Origin of the sequence: Nostoc favosum CHAB5714 (genome assembly GCF_020829495.1) — a bacterium.
Lineage (GTDB): Bacteria > Cyanobacteriota > Cyanobacteriia > Cyanobacteriales > Nostocaceae > Nostoc > Nostoc favosum.
Genome location: NZ_JAIVFQ010000063.1, coordinates 22,650 through 39,097, shown reverse-complemented (window position 1 = coordinate 39,097; position 16,448 = coordinate 22,650). Strand labels below are relative to the sequence as shown.

Genomic DNA, 16,448 nt, shown 5'->3' with positions numbered 1-16,448 from the left:
TTGTTCAACTGTGCGGTAGGGCATACCGTGCAGTCTAAACAAAGCTCAGTTAATGTCCGACGGGATACCGGGAGTCACTGAGAAGCCTACACTGTATTGCTTGCAATCAGTGTAGGAGTATGTCACTTGAATCTCACCCTGCTTGTGCGCCCCTCGTGACTTGTGGAGGGATATTTTTTTCTCAGATTTTTGTAAAAAAGTTGATAATGCTGTTTAAATTGTCGATGATACCGCTTTCATCAACAAAATCATGGTTTTCCTAACGACAGCTTTCAAAGGGAGGAGGCGAACGTCTCTGGCCCCATTGGTGTCAACTTAACGTGAAACCCTTGTAAAGACGTGATATTGAGTTCACTCACTTACCCATCATGATCCGCATCACCCCACCCCAGTTTTGTCTAAAGCCAAAACTTCCCCTCCCCGCAAGCGGGGAGGGGAGACAAAGCGTAGCTTTGGCGGGGTGGGGTGATTCGGGTTTAATAAGCAATCAAGCGGACATGATATTAAGGGGTGGGGTAAAATGTTAAGTTCACACCAATGCTCTCGCCCCCTCTGCCGACAGACGATTATCATTTTTATGAAAAATATTTTGAGTATTTTAACTGATTGACAAAAAGCGCTTTACCTTAAGCTCTCACGGATGGGGGTAGGTTGAAGATTTGATGGTTTGGCTGACTGGGCAGTTGACCCATTCCAAATTTGATTGAATTGATCTGCCGATAACGACTGTAAAATACTGAGATTAAGCGGTTCTTTACTGATAAATGTGGCGTATGAAGGCTGCAAATAGGAACGGTATTCAGGGCGGTTGAGAAGATGGGTTTCCAAAAAAGCTACGCTGAGGGCGTTGAGATAGGAATAAACAGGGGCGCGATCGGGGCCAAGTAAGGCAGGTGGCACAGGTAAGACACCATTTTGAGAAGTAGTTTCTGCGATCGCCGAAAAGTGGGTGGCGTTTTCAATTAAAGCTAGATACTTACTAGAGTCAGAAAGCCAGGTAAAGGGGCGAATCTGCTCAAATACAGGTGGGGCAAAAATATCTTGACTACCTGCTACCAGCATTACTGGACTTTTAATTTGACTCACTCCGCCCTCACCCAAAACTAAGCTGTTAATTGGATTAATCGCCATGATGACCTTGATGCGATCGTCTTTGAGATTGTAATTTTTTGGGGGTAATTTATTTGCTTCACACTGCAACAAGAGCGACAAATTAAAGGATGAATAATTAGGATTACAGTTTTGCCTCAGTTGCTCAAAGTTAATATTTGCTCCTGCTAGAGCCAAAACGGTATAACCACCAAAGGACTGACCGATCGCCCCAATTTGCTGAAAATTGAGTTTTCCTTGGAGGGTAGGATCAGATTTTTCCAAACGCTGGAGTTCATTGAGGAGATATTTGATATCCAAAGGTCGGTTGATAAATTCTGCTGCGTCTGGCGCTTTGGCCAAACCTGCAAAATATTGTTGAATGCGTTCGGCATTACTACCAGGGTGTTCCAGTACAGCAACAGCAAAACCATAGGATGCTAGATGTTCAGCCAGGTAGACAAAGGAAAAGCGGTCTGAGGCGAGACCATGAGAAATTACAATCAGGGGAAAGGGAGGTGAAAGTAGTTCTTTAGTGCTTTGTGAACCTGCTTCCGGCAGATAAATATCCACGGGTAGACGGCGATTGCGAGAAAAGTCATTTAACTCCAGGCTTTTTTTCTGCCAGCGAAATTTTCCTGGCGATCGCAAATCTGGCTGTTGTGAGAAGTCAACGGTTGAATTGGCTGCTTGAGCGATCGCTTCTTTTTGAAGAGAGGCAACAACTTCATCCCTTCTCTTGAGCAATTGTGACAAGTCATCGACTATCCTTAATCCCTCTGTAAAATTCACCCGGATAGTATTGCTAGGAAATTTCCGCAGCAAATTCACAACCGTTAAACCTTCTCGATCAGCAGCAGCCAAAATCAAAGAGGCACGTATGGCATAGAAGCCGTTCTGTCGAGACTCAGTGAGGAGGAATTCTCCCAGCTGTTGCACCACTTGTTCGCCTATAGGTGAGTAGGTAACTTGTGATACTAATGTAGGAGTAACATTGAACCTTTGCTGGAGCAGATCCCGCAGTTGAGCCAGTTGTTGGGGGGTAGCACGGCTAGCATAAAATGACAAATCTTGATCAATTTTGCCAACTTTCGCAAAAGTTTCCAGCGAGTCCACAGACAAGGAGAATTCGCCAAAGGGAGGGTAATAAAAGCTAAGGCGTTCAGCTCCCAATCCGGGAGTTGCAGTCAAAAACGTAGATAGCAAACCTAAACCCAGGTATCTCAGAAATTTTTTCATTAGAAAAACCCACTGTTTAACCCTGCCAGACAAGTTTGAGCAGGGAGGAAAGCGGGGCGGGATCTATAACCGCTTTCCTGTTTACTTGGTTTAGATATTAGGACTTACGCACTGTACAAATGCATTCTGATGTGCATTACCTATCTTGAGGAAGTTTTCAGGCTTTTCTTAATTATCCTGCGATCGGAAATAGACCATGCTGTAGGGGCTAAGCTTTGCTCATTGGTGTCAACTTAACGTAAAAGCCATGTCCCGCAAGGAACTGAAGTTCCTTGCTAATAGCGAAAGTCATCTAAAGATGACTAAATAATCCGAAAAATCTTTAGTCTACTTTAGTAGACTTTAGCTATTAGCCTAGAACTTTAGTTCGAGGCGGGCGAGTCAGCTAACAGTTAAGCTACTTTTAGCTTAAGTTGACACCTATGAGCAATGCTTAGCCCTTACGAAAGATATGGTTTTTAACCTTGCTCCATATTTGGTATTTCTTGTCAATGCGTAAGTCCTAGATATATCAAACAGCTTACAAGCACAAGAAAGCAAGTATTTACAGCCCTAGTACCGCAAGGCAAAAGTCACGCATTCACGCATTCACGCATTCAAAACTATTATGGAATAAGCTCTTTAGGGATTTTTAATGGTTGCTCTATTTCCGCCGTGGCCTACTAGTTTCCCATATACGCTTTAAATCGGCACTGAATTAAATTTCGGGATCTAAAGCCATTAGTCCTTGAGACACCACGCCCACAAAGAACGTGGTTTGAATTAGTCCTTAACAAGAAAGTTTCTTCGCCCACTTTCAAAGCGAGGTCTGTACCAATGACCAATGACCAATGACCAATGACTAATACATGAGTAGCAAATTTTTCAGCCAAACAGCATCAGTAGGGCGATAATAGATATAGAGATCAAAATATTTTATATGTCCTTGTCCTCCTGCGCCTCTTGTGTTGTCGTCCTCAATCAACAACAGGAGCAAAATATCTCTCACCAAAACCAGTGCCAGGATGTGCCAGTTAACCCCAGCAAGAGCATGGTTAAAAGTTGCACTGTAGTTGAAAATGGTCGGGTTGTCGTTAAACCTTTACAAGCTCCAGTCAATCAGACTTTGGAGTAAGTTTCAGGCATTTCAACTGTTTTCATCTAAAGGTAAAACATCGTGGAAGCGGTTGTAATCAATGTAGCGATGTCCATCGGGTGTGTGATGGAAGATATCGACAAATTGATTGTTCCACAAAATCTCATTAGCACCATAAGTATGACGGGCATGGACAACCTGTGCAACCGTTTCATCAATGCCACTCAAAGAGACGATCAGTATACTATTTGTCTGGGTTAACGATTCTGGTGTCATCCCATACAGAGGACTAAACTCATCAATGACATGCATCACTGACCAGCTTAAGGTGAAGCTAGGTGTTTGGTTTCTCAGCAGTTTGAGGTCGTAGAACCGACGCATGAACTGCCCTTCTGAGGTTATATCGTCGCGCATTAAGTAGACTCGCATCTGCGCCTCCAGAATCATATTGCGACGCTGATTAGCACTGCGAAATATGAGAGTCGGCATTGCATTATGAGGTGTAATTACAGCAACACGGCTAAATAGCACACGGGCTGTAGGTCGGGAGAATCGAGCAAAAGCTAGTCCCGTCATCACAGCAATCCCCACCAAACCGATCATTGCTTCAATGGTGACAATAATGTTGGCGTAAGTTGTTTTAGGATACATTGCCCCATAGCCGATGGATGCTAGGGTTTGCACGCTAAAGAAAAAGACATCTAAAAAAGAGCCAGGTCGGGCGTTGGCAATACAATCTCCTCCTATCCAGTAAGCTAGGGCAAATAGAGCATTAATAATTACATAGAAAGTACAAATTAGGATCAGAAAGCCAGTCCAGGGAATCGTTAGCAGCAGATGGTAAGGATCACGCCAGTAAGAATGCCATGCACCCATACCCATAATCTCAAATTTTCCATCTCGAACTTGAATCTGAATAGGTTGGATCAGACGCTGTTTTTTCTTCGGTGAAAGTCTCTTGAGTCGAAATTTCATTGCAAGTAGCCAAAAGAACGGCAACTGCTTAGTATTTTGACATTCCACTTACCCGCAAGGGAACGGAAATTTCAACTTTCTTTTCTTAAATCAGCAAAAAAAAATAGGGTGTGCAATGCCCACCCTAACAATCAGCGAGAAACTAACTCATTTTTCAGGGTTGAGTTGCTGACCTTTAGAACAGCGATCAAACCACTCTTGATATTTTTTCTGATGTGACTCATCTTCAACAGCAATGGTCACTCGCACTTGGTTGCAGCCGTGATTTTGCTCTAGTGCGATCGCATTCAACAATAAACTAGCAGTTTTAGGTGAGCTAAATTCACCACTTACCATTAAACCTGTGCCAAAATGCTGAACTTCAAGTCTTTCTACTTCCGTTAAGTCAATGCCAGAAATTTCCTCTTGTCCTAAATCAATTTCTGCAAGTTGTTTGTGTTCTGGGCTAATTTGTTCGACAATCAACTTTTCACGCCGGACAGGAACTTGTATCATCCGGGTTTCGATTTCTTTGCGAACAATCACCTCACCAACTTTACGCTTACTGCTTTCAACAACTAGTCGTTCTTCTAGTAAACGAATAATCTGTTCTTCGGTAGCCTCTTCTAAATTTACTGGCTCAACTGGGCTATTTGCAGTTTGATAATTCGCTAGTTGTTCAGTTGAGTTTTCTGATAGTGTGCGTAGATGCGGAGCAGCTTGCCGATAGGCATCGCCTGGTGTTTCTGTTTCTAAATATTCAGGCATATAGTCGATTTCTGATTTATTTAAGTCTATGAAAACAGATTTAGTTGGCTTGTCTATTTTTTTTATTCTCTGGCTCTGCAACCGAAATAAAGAAGGATGTTTATCAGCTAACTGCTGACCATATTCTAGAGTTTGTTGATTCGCCTGTTTAGATATAACTAGGTTTAATCGGCGATTAGCATCCACAATTAAATCATGAACTACTCCTACTAGCTGACCTTGCTGATCGAACACAGCAAAATTGTTGACCTTCTTTCGTAAATCTGCTAATGAGGTGCTAGTCTGAGAGTCAGAGTTTGCCTGTCCAATGTTTTTTGTCATCGGTTGGCTATTCATACGCTGCAAAGTTTATGAACTGTTTTCTACTTAGCTAAATTAAATGTATTGAGCATCTAAATACCATTTAGAAAATGTTTGCGACAGATGTATTTATCTAACTCATATTCAGAGCAATATTCGCAATCCAAAATCTAAAGTTGTATTAGTTATTAGAAGAACAGGTAAAGCTAATTTTACAGCCTCACCTGTACTGTGTCTAATTAATTATTAGTCATTAGTTGCTAACTAATGACTCTGTTAGTTAGCGTTCTTCAATGGGAAGGTTACCAGAATTTACATCTAACTCTTCACGACGCACGGTTTCTTGAGTTTCAACTGTGTCTTGATCCACCACTTTTCTAACTCTGACTTCTTCACGCAAAAATGCTTCTTTGCGAATTTCAGGAGTTTCTTCATAGATTTCTACGCGAGCAACTTCGCCTTCACGGAAGTCTGCTTCGCGCCCAGAAACGGCAGTACCTGCATCTGCTGGAGTTACACGTTCAATCACAACTCGCTCTCTTTCTATTGGCACTGCAACCCGTGCAGTATCAGTCTCAACGTGCTTGCCAATCGTTACTTCTCCAGTTTTTTGGCGTCGTTTGCTGGCAATCAGCCGTTCTTCATACAATCTCAGAGTTTGATGATCTTGCTCATTTAACCCGTATAAAGAAGGCTCTTGTTCGTAATTGTAGCTATCACGATTGTAAGTTGGCGTAACCGGCTGCTGATAGGTTGTATCCACTGGTGCTGTCGCTTCCAATGGTAATGATGCATCTACAGGCTGAACATAGTCTGTAGGTTGGCGATATACCCCACGCACCCGTTCTTCATAATCATAATCAAGCGCTTGACGCTCACTGAATTCAGGTAAATCTTCTGCTTGCTCTCTAGTCAAGCCAATTGTGTAGACGCGATCAACATTATAGTCGATACGGGCACGACCAAGTGGTAGTAGCACTTTTTTACCAAAAATCCAGAAGCCCAAATCAACGACTAAATAGCGGAAATGACCTTCCTCATCCACTAAAACTTCGCTGACAGTACCAATTTTTTCATCAGTTCCTTGGGTATAAACGCCAAGTCCATTAATGTCGCGGCCTTCAAATGTATCACGATAGTTAGGCTCAAAATCTTGTAATTTGTAAAGTACCATTATATTTACCTCAAAAATTTTCTTCCCATCTCCTAATAACTAAATTAGCCATTTAATTACTTATTTTCCTCCTTCTGGCGAATGAATTATTTGAAAACTTAAATAATCAAAAGTTATACATATTTTTTGATGTCAGAGCAAAGAATTAAGTGGAGACGCGAAAGCATTGGGGTATGAAGTGCAATTTCGGATCTCTAGATGGTTTATCAAAAGGTAAATTTTTCCACAACAAGATTCCCGACTTCTTAAAAGAGTTAGGAATCTTGTTGTTTAATACAAAAACACAGGCAGAGATAAAAATTAACTTTGCCTGCATGATTATTTCAGATAAATCTACCAAACAAACTTATTGACCAGCTACTTAAATAGCTTCATGTGTAGTGGTACCATGCTCTTGAACCTGTAAATTACCCTCAGTATCAACATCTAACTCTTCTCGACGAATGGTATCTTGTGTTTCCACAGTTTCCCGTTCTACTACTTTCTTGACCCGGACTTCTTCACGCACAAAGGCTTCTTTACGTATCTCAGGCGTTTCTTCGTATATTTCTATGCGTGCTACTTCCCCTTCTTGGAACTTAAGTTCATTGGGATCTACAACCTTTCCTGCTTCTGTTGGCACAACTCGCTCAATCACAACTCGTTCTTTTTGAATAGGTACTGTAACGCTTGCAGTTTCTGTTTCAATGTGTTTACCAACTGTTACTTCTCCAGTTTTGATGCGCTGTTTGCTGGCAATTAATCGTTCTTCATACAGTCTAAAAGTTTGATGGTCTTGCTCATTCAACCCGTATAAAGCTGGTTCTGTCTGGTAATTGTATGTATTGCGATCGTAAGTTACAGCGCTGCTTGGAGAACGAAATACACTACGTACATTTTCTTCGTAATCATGATCAACGATCGCGTCTTCTTTGTACTCGACTAAACCTTCTACTTGCTGTCTGCTTAATCCATCAACATAGACGCGTCTTGCAGCATAATTGATCCGGGAAAGACCAATTGGTAGTAATATTTTCTTACCAAAAAATTCTGAGCTTGTATCAATAACTAAATACCGGAAATGGCCATCGTCATCAACTAAAACATCCGCCACTGAGCCAACTCTGTCTCCTCCTTCAGTGTAAAGATCCAGGGCTTTAACGTCGTCTTTGCCAAAAGTTTCTCGATAGTTTGGGTCAAAATGTTCAAGTTTGTGAAGAGGCATACACTATTTCCAGATTGTTTCTAAGGTTTCTTTTGTAGTGTAGAAAATATTGTGCTGAATCTCCTCCTGCTGGCGACTGAATTCAAGTGAGATATTTTGATATTTTATGGTTTATAGTTGATACTTTATGAGCTAAATACTCAAGTTGAACACTGTTGAATACTTTTGATAATCAATAGGAGTACAACTAAAGTCATAAAAGACTCTAGCTTATGCTGATAGAAAAAATCTTTTAAGTAAGTTGGCACAATAAAACCAAACTATGTGAATAAAGCTAAACAGGACGTGAATTCGACGGCTTATATAGTGTCTGCTTAATTAGCTCAATCAAAAAAACCTCTCCCTGATTTTACTACGCAAAATCGTCCCTCTCCGACTCGGAGAGGGACAGCCTTGAACTTTAGTTCAAGGCAGGGAGAGGTTTGTCGAACTCACGTTAAACAGGACTAAAACTCCTTTTCCCCCAGCTAATAGCTCCCTGCCCCCTGCCTCCTCCCTTATCCCAACTATAATTATTTACGCCGACTTACTTACTGGAGATGATCTCGAAGGCTAGCCAGCGTAGGCGGACTTATAGCGGTTCCTATTCAGATACGGTACAACATTTGAACGGGTTTCAGGTTTAAATAATGTCGCAAGCATAGGCAATTTTAAGGCATCTTCGTGAACCAATAATCTCCTGGCTCAAGCCACCGAGAGTGTCAAACAACCTGAAAACTAAAGCTAAGACTTGCCCAATTATTTACATCCAAGATATATGAGTCGGCTGCTGTGCCGTTCATCTCTGCTTTGAGGGCGCTGGCGTTATGCAAGTCTTGTAGCAAGGCTTGTGCAACGTCTAAGGGATTCAACAATGAACCAATCGGCTGTTGTTCGGCTGTGGAATACTTAACAGTGTTCAAGGCGGCGAGAGTTTCGCTAAAGGGGGCACTACTAAAAACTAGTTGTTGTTCGCAAAAGCAAGCTGGCCCTGAAATCAGCCATTCGGAAGCACTATTAGTTTGGGGTAGGGTGAGGGTTTTACCTGGGGCGATGACGACTTCTTTGAGGAGGGGCTTAGTGTCCGCAGTGTTTGGTTCTTGCGGGGTTTCCCAAGAATAGAAGGCAATTGCTGTATGATTATTGTTTAATCCCAGCAAGATTAAATATACTGGGCGATCGCTCTGGTTTTCCACTCGATATTGCATTCGACTGCCGATAGGCACAATCGCAGTGGGGAGAGACGCAATTAATCGCGTCTGTAGTGATTTTTGTATCGAAGTTTCAGGTTTGAAAGTTCGTATTGTTTCACGCTGCATCACCATCTGTGGTGATATACCACTAATTATTTCTAAGGTTGCCTTGAGAGGCAAGCGGGAAGAACCTTGATTTTCTGTAAGTCGCCATAACTTAGCTGCAAACAGAGTTGATAATTTTGGCGCTAACCTTTGAACTGTTAATTTTACTGCTTCTCCTAGTTCCCCAACGGTATTGGGAATTAGTTCGCCACCAAGAGAAAATAGACCATAACGACTGGGAATTTCCTGTAGCTTGGCAAATACATAATCAGCAGGTTTTTCTCCTGCTACTAGGGTGGATACATGGGAAAAGCCAGCAAAGGCACTTGTGGCGTCTACCCGCTCAATTCTTTCCAATCCAGTATCCAAAGCTATTTTTAAATGAATATTTCGCGGTAATACCCGGACTGCTTCTTGGACAAATTGCCCGACTTGTAGGGGATTTGCACCTTCAATTTTGGAAATTTGCGCTTTTGCAGTTAACCCAGTCCGCGATCGCAATACTAATTGCTCTGTTGTTGCTAAGGTTAATCGAGAATTCACTCCGTAGTATAGCAGCACTTGTGGAGGTAATCCTGCTAACCACAGATGGACTGTTTTACCGTCTTCTTCAATAGCACTCACCACGCCTTCTGCACCAATGATACCGTCTGGCTGTAGAGAAGTTATATCTGCATTTTTCTGACTGCTTAATAACCCTGGTTGCTGTTTACTACCCAATTTGGATAGAGAATTTTCCACATCCCAGAGGGCAACTTGAATTGTAGTAGCTGGGGTGAATTCCCACAAATACTGTGTCAAGGCGTAGGTAAATAACCCGGCACTAAAACCAGAAAAGAGTCCTTCCCTTGCTGACTGGTTTGGTTCTGAGGTAGCTGCTAAAACAATCGGAGTGCTGGATAACTTCTGAGTTTTAAGTTGTTTGAGAAAGTCTAGTTCCTCTACTGCTAGCTTTGCTACTGACTCCTGAAGGGCGCGAATTTTTAATCCTAAGACTGTGCTAGGAGCATAATAGCTAGTATCCAATACTGCTGTTACTCGGTCTGTAGGGAGCGATCGCAATAATAGCAGTAAAGTTTCTTCTAATATATAGTTGACTATTTTTTCATCTTGTATATCTTGATCCACATTAGCTGCCACCAGAGCATTTTGCATTGTATTTGCCGATGTTTCCAATTTGACACGGCTGCCATAGCCGCTAAAGTGGAAAAGCACCACATCGCCAGGTTTAGCTTGCTTACCCAGGTGATCCAAAAAAGCTGCCTCAATGAATTCCCTGCTAGCTTGTTCCTCAGTTAAGGTTAAAATATCTGACCCTTGGAAGCCAAAGCGATGAATCAAAAGTTCTCTTTGTAATTCCACATCTGTCAGACAACCATTGAGGGCTGGAATTTGTGGGTATTGGTTAATACCTATTAACAATGCCAATTTGCGCGGACTGGGTTGTGCCAAAGCTTGATAATAGCGATTTCCCAAAGTTAACCACTCAGCTTCAGTTACCCCCAATACCGCCAGTATTGAGCCAATTCTGTGTAAAAACGTGCGCCGTTCCATAATTAGCTATCAGCCCTCAGCTATCAGTTAGCAGCTTACAGGGCTGAACTCTGTATTGTAAAGTTACAAAAGTGTCGGGAGTGGGGAGTGGGGGAGATGAGGGAGCAGGGGAAGCGGGGAGAGCAGGGGAAGAATAACTATTAATTATTTACCAATGCCCAATGCCCAATGCCCAATGCCCAATGCCCAATGCCCAATGCCCAATGCCCAATGCCCAATGCCCAATGCCCAATGCCCAATGCCCTAAACCGATACTTCTATCCGCATTGCCCGCGCTAACTCTGCCGCCACCTCTGGACGGGAAAATTCTGGTGGAGGTAACTCACCGCGTCGTAGCATTTCTCGGACTTTTGTCCCTGATAGGTGAATGCGTTCTTCTGGCTTACTGGGACTGGTTTTAGATGTTGCCATCTGCTTAGTGCGCGTGCAGTAGAAAGCGTGTTCAAATTTCATCGGCACAATACCCAATTCACTTGGGGCAAATTCTTCAAAGATATACTGAGCATCGTAAGTGCCGTAATAGTCACCAACGCCAGCATGATCTCGTCCGACAATAAAGTGAGTACAGCCGTAGTTTTTGCGGACTAAAGCATGGAATATTGCCTCACGAGGGCCAGCATAGCGCATTGCGGCTGGATTAATTGCCAAAGTTACTCGGTTTAAGGGGTAGTAGTGTTCCAGCAAAATTTCATAGCAACGCATCCGCACATCAGCGGCAATATCATCTTCTTTTGTCGCCCCGACTAATGGGTGCAAAAATAGGCCATCAACGATTTCTAAAGCGCACTTTTGAATATATTCATGGGCTCGGTGGATGGGGTTGCGAGTTTGAAAGCCAACGATGGTTTTCCAGCCTTTATCTCTAAATAGTTGTCGTGAGGCAGCTGGGTCAATTTGATAACTGGGAAACTGGGGATGAGGTTCGCGTTGCAACAACCAAATATTACCCGCCAGATGTACATTACCTTGGTTATAGAGTACCTGCACACCTGGATGTTTGACATCATCTGTGCGGTAGACATTAATAGCTTCGCGGGTTTTGTCGTAGTGATATTTTTGCGTGAGTTGCAAAACTCCAATAAACTCGCCTTTGGAGTTATCCAGACGGATTAAGCCGCCTTCTTGCAACGGGGAAGCTACTTCTTCGCTTACCGATAGTGTAATCGGGATTGACCACACAAGACCATTAGCTAATCGCATTTCTGTAACAGTGCGATCGTAGTCTTCCTGGTTCATAAAACCCGTGAGTGGACTGAAAGCACCGATCGCAATCATTTCTAGATCAGAAACGGCGCGATCGTCAAGTTGGACTTGCGGCAAAAAGTCAGCTTTTGAGAGAAACTCTGCTCTTTGTTCTGGTGTGGCGATACGGTTAACCAACTGTCCACCGTGCGGGGCTATGGCATCTGGATTGTGACTCAACTTAATCCCCTCTCTGCTTTTACTGTTATTGTTTCAGATTATGTACTAACTTACCAAATGCTGGTACGTAGAAAAAAGAGTTTGGGCATGGGGCAAACTAAGACCAACTGCGTGGACGCAAAGAAATTACTAAATACTTTCTTTGTCGGTTCTTTGTGTGCGTTATGGTGTCATACCATTTCTTGGTGAGGCTGCGCCAAACCCTTTTAACTTCTTTCTTTGTGTCCTACCCTGCCTTAAGCCACAACTCTTGGAGACGCTACGCGAACGTGTCTATGCGTCCTTTGCGGTAGCCTGCGGCAAGCCGCTTCTCTACGAGAACCAAAACAAAACTCTCACCACCCATAAGGGATAGGACTTACGCAAAAACCCTCTCAAACTCTCATTCCTCCGTGACGCGCCAGTTGCTTCTCCCTTGGCGCTAGCCTCTCCCTTTGGGATTCGGGGAGACGCTGCGCGTAGCAAGATCCCCGGAGGGGTACAAGTCTCTTAACCGCAAGGGCGCACTGGCTTCTCTGCGCCCTCTGTGGTAGCCTGCGGCAAGCCGATGCAGCGTCTACGTTTTCCGTTACCCGTGCGTAAGTCCTAAGGGAAAAACGCTGACTGTAACGCAGTTTGTAAAGTTTTGTAAAGAATCGGCTGGTTCTGCATAAACCCATGAGCCGCAACTGATAACTCAACACACACTACGCTGTCCACTTATCAGGCAGGATTTTTTTATGAACTTTCGTAAAAAATTGGCAGGCTGTGCATAAAACTTGTGCGCCCAACGTAAAGTAAACAGGTACTAGCTTGACGAACTTCAATAGTAAACAACTAATGATTCTAGGTGAAAGTTCAACATGAAAAAAGTGTTTGCATTAATTGAAAAAGAATCAGCCAAATTTGCTCAATTACCCTTCTTTGAGTTTTTAATAAATAAAAGCATTACTTTTCTACAAAGATTATATTTTGCTCTTTGTTTTGCATTTTTTGTAATGGGATATGGAGATTTAAACAAATTTGTTTGCTTAGAAGAAACAATTAACCCAATTAAATATATTGTTAACAAACCAATCCGTGAAGAAGAGAATCATTGGATATGGTTTTTAAGATACTTGAATTTTAAGTCATTTTTAAATTTCATCGGCTCTTTAAAATTTATTTGTAGACAAATAATTTATGAACTATATCGGCGAACTTTTCAAGTTAATCCCATTTATCGAGTAAGGCAGGAGGAAAGCTGCCCTCTGCTTCCTGCCTTCGTTGATAAAATTTTTGAACTGTCTACAGCCTTGGTAGATATGCTTGTTAATTTTGCTGAAGAATATAACATTAAACAATTATTAACTCGGAGTTTCTATGGCTCCGAGTTTGCTCAGTTACCTACCGGGAAGAAAGCTACATTGGGGTTTAAATTCCTTTATGTAACTCTCTTCTCTACAAGACACTGCGCGAACAATGTGTAAATTTTAAATTTGGAATTGTTATGATAGTAATGACGTGGAATACACGAGTTTACACATCTGTTAGTAGCCTTGCTTTTCTCAGAATAAATGTCAGTAGGGTTTCTTTTTTGGAAATGATTTCAGCTGTAACTTCCATCCCTGCTTGAATAGGATAGGATTTATCGGCCCTTTTTAAATAAAGTCTCTCTGGCTCAATTGTCACCTCATAGTAAGGCGCAATTGGAATGTTACCGTTACCTTGAGATGTAATGGCGTCGGCACTAATGCCTCTGACAGCACCTTTGAGGATGCCATAATCTGGGTACGGATAAGCAGAAAGCCGCATTTGTACTTCCCCCTCTGGACATTTGGCTACTTGTGCGACTTTACACACCTGTACTTTGCTAATATCTGAAGAGGGAACACGGGCTTTGATTACGAAAGGGGCATTGTTGGGAGAAATTTGAGCGATCGCATCCCCAAGACGGACAACTTGCCCAGCATTTCTTAATTCTAGTTTGAGGATAGTACCGGCCTCAGAGCTACGAATTACAGTTTTTTGCAGTTCCTTAAAAACTTGTTTAAGTTCTTGTTGAGCACTGCTAATTTGGTTTTGGACTTCAACTTGACGCCTGATGATTTCCTCTTTCTCTTTATTCAATTGAGCAAGAGTAGACTCACCCTTTGTCAATTCTTGAGCAATACGTTCTTGTGCGATCGCCACATTAGCATCACTAGGATTCAGTCCAGCTTTAGCCCGTTCGAGTCTAGCAATAGCAGCTTTAAAAGCTTGTTCTTTTTCCTTAATTTGGAGAGTGGCGATCGCCCCTGTATTTCCCAGCTGCTGATATCGCTTCAGTTCCTCCTTAGCTAATTCAACAGCAGCTTCTATTTCTTGTACGTCTGCCTGACTAATGATTTGTCTATCTTGATAATCTCTTTTGTTGCGACTGAAGTCTGCTTTGGCAGATGTGATCGCCTGTCCCATTGCATTAGACTCAGCAGCAATCTGATTTTTTAGTGCTTTTAGTTGTGCATCAATTTGCGCTCGTTGTAACTGATTCTGCTCGATAGTTCCGAGTATTTGGCTTTTTTTAGTTTGCAATTGGGAGTTGTCAATCAGAGCGATCGTATCTCCCTTTTTCACAACCTGATTTTCTTTGACCTTGATGCTTGTCACCGTTCCCTCAGCTGCTGCTTGCACTAACCGGATCTCTCCGGTTGGGCGGACGCTAGCATCAGCTTTCACTATTATGTTGTATTGAAAGACACTGGCAAGGCTGAAGGCAGCGCCAACACTTCCAATTAAAAATATTCCTCCCAACCTCGTCCATATACTGACTGAGGGAAGATATTCGTCGTTTTGGACTAGGCGGAGAAAGTCTGGTTGGGGGTCAATGAGCATGAACGTTAAAAAACATTTTGGTTCCGTAAATAATCTAGCAAAAAAATCTCCCTCGCGTTAGCGTGACGATCAAGATTTAAGGATATCCAAAAAATAAAAGCTCTCTTCCGTTTCACTCATATTTTTTGCAAAACTATCATGATTTTGTCGTTTTCGCCTTGAAGGGCGAAAGCGACAGCTTTTGCTTTTATTACCGAGAAGTGCCTTATCTGTATATACTTAGTATGTAAATACAAGGTTTATATACAGCTAAGTCTAAACAACAATTAGGTATTTTATTGCGAACATTAAATCTTTATACTTTTTATCTAAAATTTTATCCTTTCTTTATTTATTTACAAAAAAATCGTTTTACAAATAAAACTTTTTTACAACTATTTCTCATTTATAAAAAATTAAGTAAGTTTCCGCAGTTTTATATTAAATTAATTTATATTCATTCAATTCACTTTTGTATATAAATATTTGATAAAAAATACTTTTGCGTAAATATACTTGTTTAGTAATGCAGAATCCCAGCTTTGACTTGTATCAATGTTTTATCAATGTTTTATCAATGCAGTTAAATATACTTTGTATAAAAAATAATTTCTGTTGTTAGATATATCTTTAATTACGGGCATTTTCTTTGTTTTGTCAGTATTAACACTTAATAATAGTAACTTATGTATTTTTGGGAAAAATACATCTTTTAGTTCGCCATATTTATATGAATATGAATATTGAGGCCTGCGATTTTTTGATAATTAAAATTTTTATAATTAAATTTGTATAAAGAAGAACTATGTAGTATCTTTTTTGAAGAGGTGTAATATATATTTCTTAAAAAATTAGTTGCTTGACCTTTAGAGCAAGAGTCGTATAATACTTTTAGCGGAACGAAAAAGTAATTAAATATACTCTTTAAATGTTTATATTTATTACTTTGAAGTGACGTTAATTTAACCTCAACAATCAAGCGAGAACTAAGATTATGGAAAGCACATTGTTCACTACCTTAACCGCTACCGAAGAAGCTAACTTGTCTGGTGGTAAGAAGTACGAGAAGCATGAGAAGCCCGCAAAACCCAAAAAAGAAGACCCCAAACCCCCCACCAAATACCCCGTTGTTCTGCCAAAAATAGACATCAATGTTATTACACAGTTAAACGTCATTGCTGGTAATGACAACGACGGTAACGTACAAGCTAATAATGTAGGCTAACTAAAAGGGAAAGAATAAACGTAAAGACACGATGTAACCGCGTCTTTACGGAGGTAAAGTGTCTTAAACAAACTAACCTGCTTCAACAGGGTAGTTTGCCTTCTGGCAAGACATTAACGTTTATATCTATTACTTTGAAGTGACGCAATTTTAACCTCAACAATCAAGCGAGAACTAAGATTATGGAAAGCACATTGTTCACTACCTTAACCGCTACCGAAGAAGCTAACTTGTCTGGTGGTAAGAAGTACGAGAAGCATGAGAAGCCCGCAAAACCCAAAAAAGAAGACCCCAAACCCCCCACCAAATACCCCGTTGTTCTGCCAAAAATAGACATCAATGTTATTACACAGTTA

Annotated in this window: 11 protein-coding genes; 3 read left to right on the top strand and 8 right to left on the bottom strand. The window is 41.5% G+C overall.

Annotation, left to right across the window (positions count from 1 at the left end; translation table 11 throughout):
- Positions 1-621: 621 nt before the first annotated feature.
- Positions 622-2,328, bottom strand: a complete 1,707-nt coding sequence (locus LC586_RS28085) for an alpha/beta hydrolase (RefSeq protein WP_229488499.1) — start codon at positions 2,326-2,328, stop codon at positions 622-624.
- 919 nt (positions 2,329-3,247) lie between these two features.
- Here LC586_RS28085 and LC586_RS28080 point away from each other — a divergent pair.
- The gene (locus tag LC586_RS28080) at positions 3,248-3,442 is read left to right on the top strand and encodes a hypothetical protein (RefSeq protein WP_229488498.1); all 195 of its coding nucleotides are present in this window, start codon (positions 3,248-3,250) and stop codon (positions 3,440-3,442) included.
- 12 nt (positions 3,443-3,454) lie between these two features.
- Here the strand turns inward: LC586_RS28080 and LC586_RS28075 are convergent, their stop codons facing one another.
- The 6 genes from LC586_RS28075 to sat form a co-directional block, all read right to left on the bottom strand.
- Positions 3,455-4,378, bottom strand: coding sequence for an ion channel (locus LC586_RS28075; RefSeq protein ID WP_229488497.1), 924 nt, complete (start codon positions 4,376-4,378; stop codon positions 3,455-3,457).
- A 147-nt stretch (positions 4,379-4,525) separates the two neighbouring features.
- Entirely contained in the window at positions 4,526-5,446 is a 921-nt protein-coding gene (locus LC586_RS28070; RefSeq protein WP_229488496.1) for a YsnF/AvaK domain-containing protein, read from the bottom strand.
- 259 nt (positions 5,447-5,705) lie between these two features.
- Positions 5,706-6,599, bottom strand: a complete 894-nt coding sequence (locus LC586_RS28065) for a DUF2382 domain-containing protein (RefSeq protein ID WP_229488495.1) — start codon at positions 6,597-6,599, stop codon at positions 5,706-5,708.
- A gap of 361 nt (positions 6,600-6,960) precedes the next feature.
- Complete coding sequence (locus LC586_RS28060) at positions 6,961-7,803, bottom strand: DUF2382 domain-containing protein (protein WP_229488494.1); 843 nt, start codon at positions 7,801-7,803, stop codon at positions 6,961-6,963.
- Between the two features lie 701 nt (positions 7,804-8,504).
- Positions 8,505-10,634, bottom strand: a complete 2,130-nt coding sequence (locus LC586_RS28055; RefSeq protein ID WP_229488493.1) for a caspase family protein — start codon at positions 10,632-10,634, stop codon at positions 8,505-8,507.
- 243 nt (positions 10,635-10,877) lie between these two features.
- Entirely contained in the window at positions 10,878-12,056 is a 1,179-nt protein-coding gene (gene sat, locus LC586_RS28050) for a sulfate adenylyltransferase (RefSeq protein WP_229488492.1), read from the bottom strand.
- An 842-nt stretch (positions 12,057-12,898) separates the two neighbouring features.
- Here sat and LC586_RS28045 point away from each other — a divergent pair.
- A complete protein-coding gene (locus LC586_RS28045; RefSeq protein ID WP_229488491.1) occupies positions 12,899-13,504 on the top strand; it encodes a hypothetical protein in 606 nt (201 codons plus the stop codon).
- A 49-nt stretch (positions 13,505-13,553) separates the two neighbouring features.
- Here the strand turns inward: LC586_RS28045 and LC586_RS28040 are convergent, their stop codons facing one another.
- Positions 13,554-14,888: an HlyD family secretion protein gene (locus LC586_RS28040; RefSeq protein WP_229488490.1), complete on the bottom strand. Its 1,335-nt coding sequence runs from the start codon at positions 14,886-14,888 to the stop codon at positions 13,554-13,556.
- Between the two features lie 973 nt (positions 14,889-15,861).
- Between LC586_RS28040 and LC586_RS28035 the strand changes: the two genes are divergently transcribed.
- The gene (locus LC586_RS28035; RefSeq protein WP_229488489.1) at positions 15,862-16,092 is read left to right on the top strand and encodes a hypothetical protein; all 231 of its coding nucleotides are present in this window, start codon (positions 15,862-15,864) and stop codon (positions 16,090-16,092) included.
- Positions 16,093-16,448 lie beyond the last annotated feature (356 nt).

Coding starts and splice junctions, on each gene's coding strand:
- LC586_RS28085 (WP_229488499.1), bottom strand. CDS start 2,328: ATGAAAAAATTTCTGAGATACCTGGGTTTAGGTTTGCTATCTACGTTT.
- LC586_RS28080 (WP_229488498.1), top strand. CDS start 3,248: ATGTCCTTGTCCTCCTGCGCCTCTTGTGTTGTCGTCCTCAATCAACAA.
- LC586_RS28075 (WP_229488497.1), bottom strand. CDS start 4,378: ATGAAATTTCGACTCAAGAGACTTTCACCGAAGAAAAAACAGCGTCTG.
- LC586_RS28070 (WP_229488496.1), bottom strand. CDS start 5,446: ATGACAAAAAACATTGGACAGGCAAACTCTGACTCTCAGACTAGCACC.
- LC586_RS28065 (WP_229488495.1), bottom strand. CDS start 6,599: ATGGTACTTTACAAATTACAAGATTTTGAGCCTAACTATCGTGATACA.
- LC586_RS28060 (WP_229488494.1), bottom strand. CDS start 7,803: ATGCCTCTTCACAAACTTGAACATTTTGACCCAAACTATCGAGAAACT.
- LC586_RS28055 (WP_229488493.1), bottom strand. CDS start 10,634: ATGGAACGGCGCACGTTTTTACACAGAATTGGCTCAATACTGGCGGTA.
- LC586_RS28045 (WP_229488491.1), top strand. CDS start 12,899: ATGAAAAAAGTGTTTGCATTAATTGAAAAAGAATCAGCCAAATTTGCT.
- LC586_RS28040 (WP_229488490.1), bottom strand. CDS start 14,888: ATGCTCATTGACCCCCAACCAGACTTTCTCCGCCTAGTCCAAAACGAC.
- LC586_RS28035 (WP_229488489.1), top strand. CDS start 15,862: ATGGAAAGCACATTGTTCACTACCTTAACCGCTACCGAAGAAGCTAAC.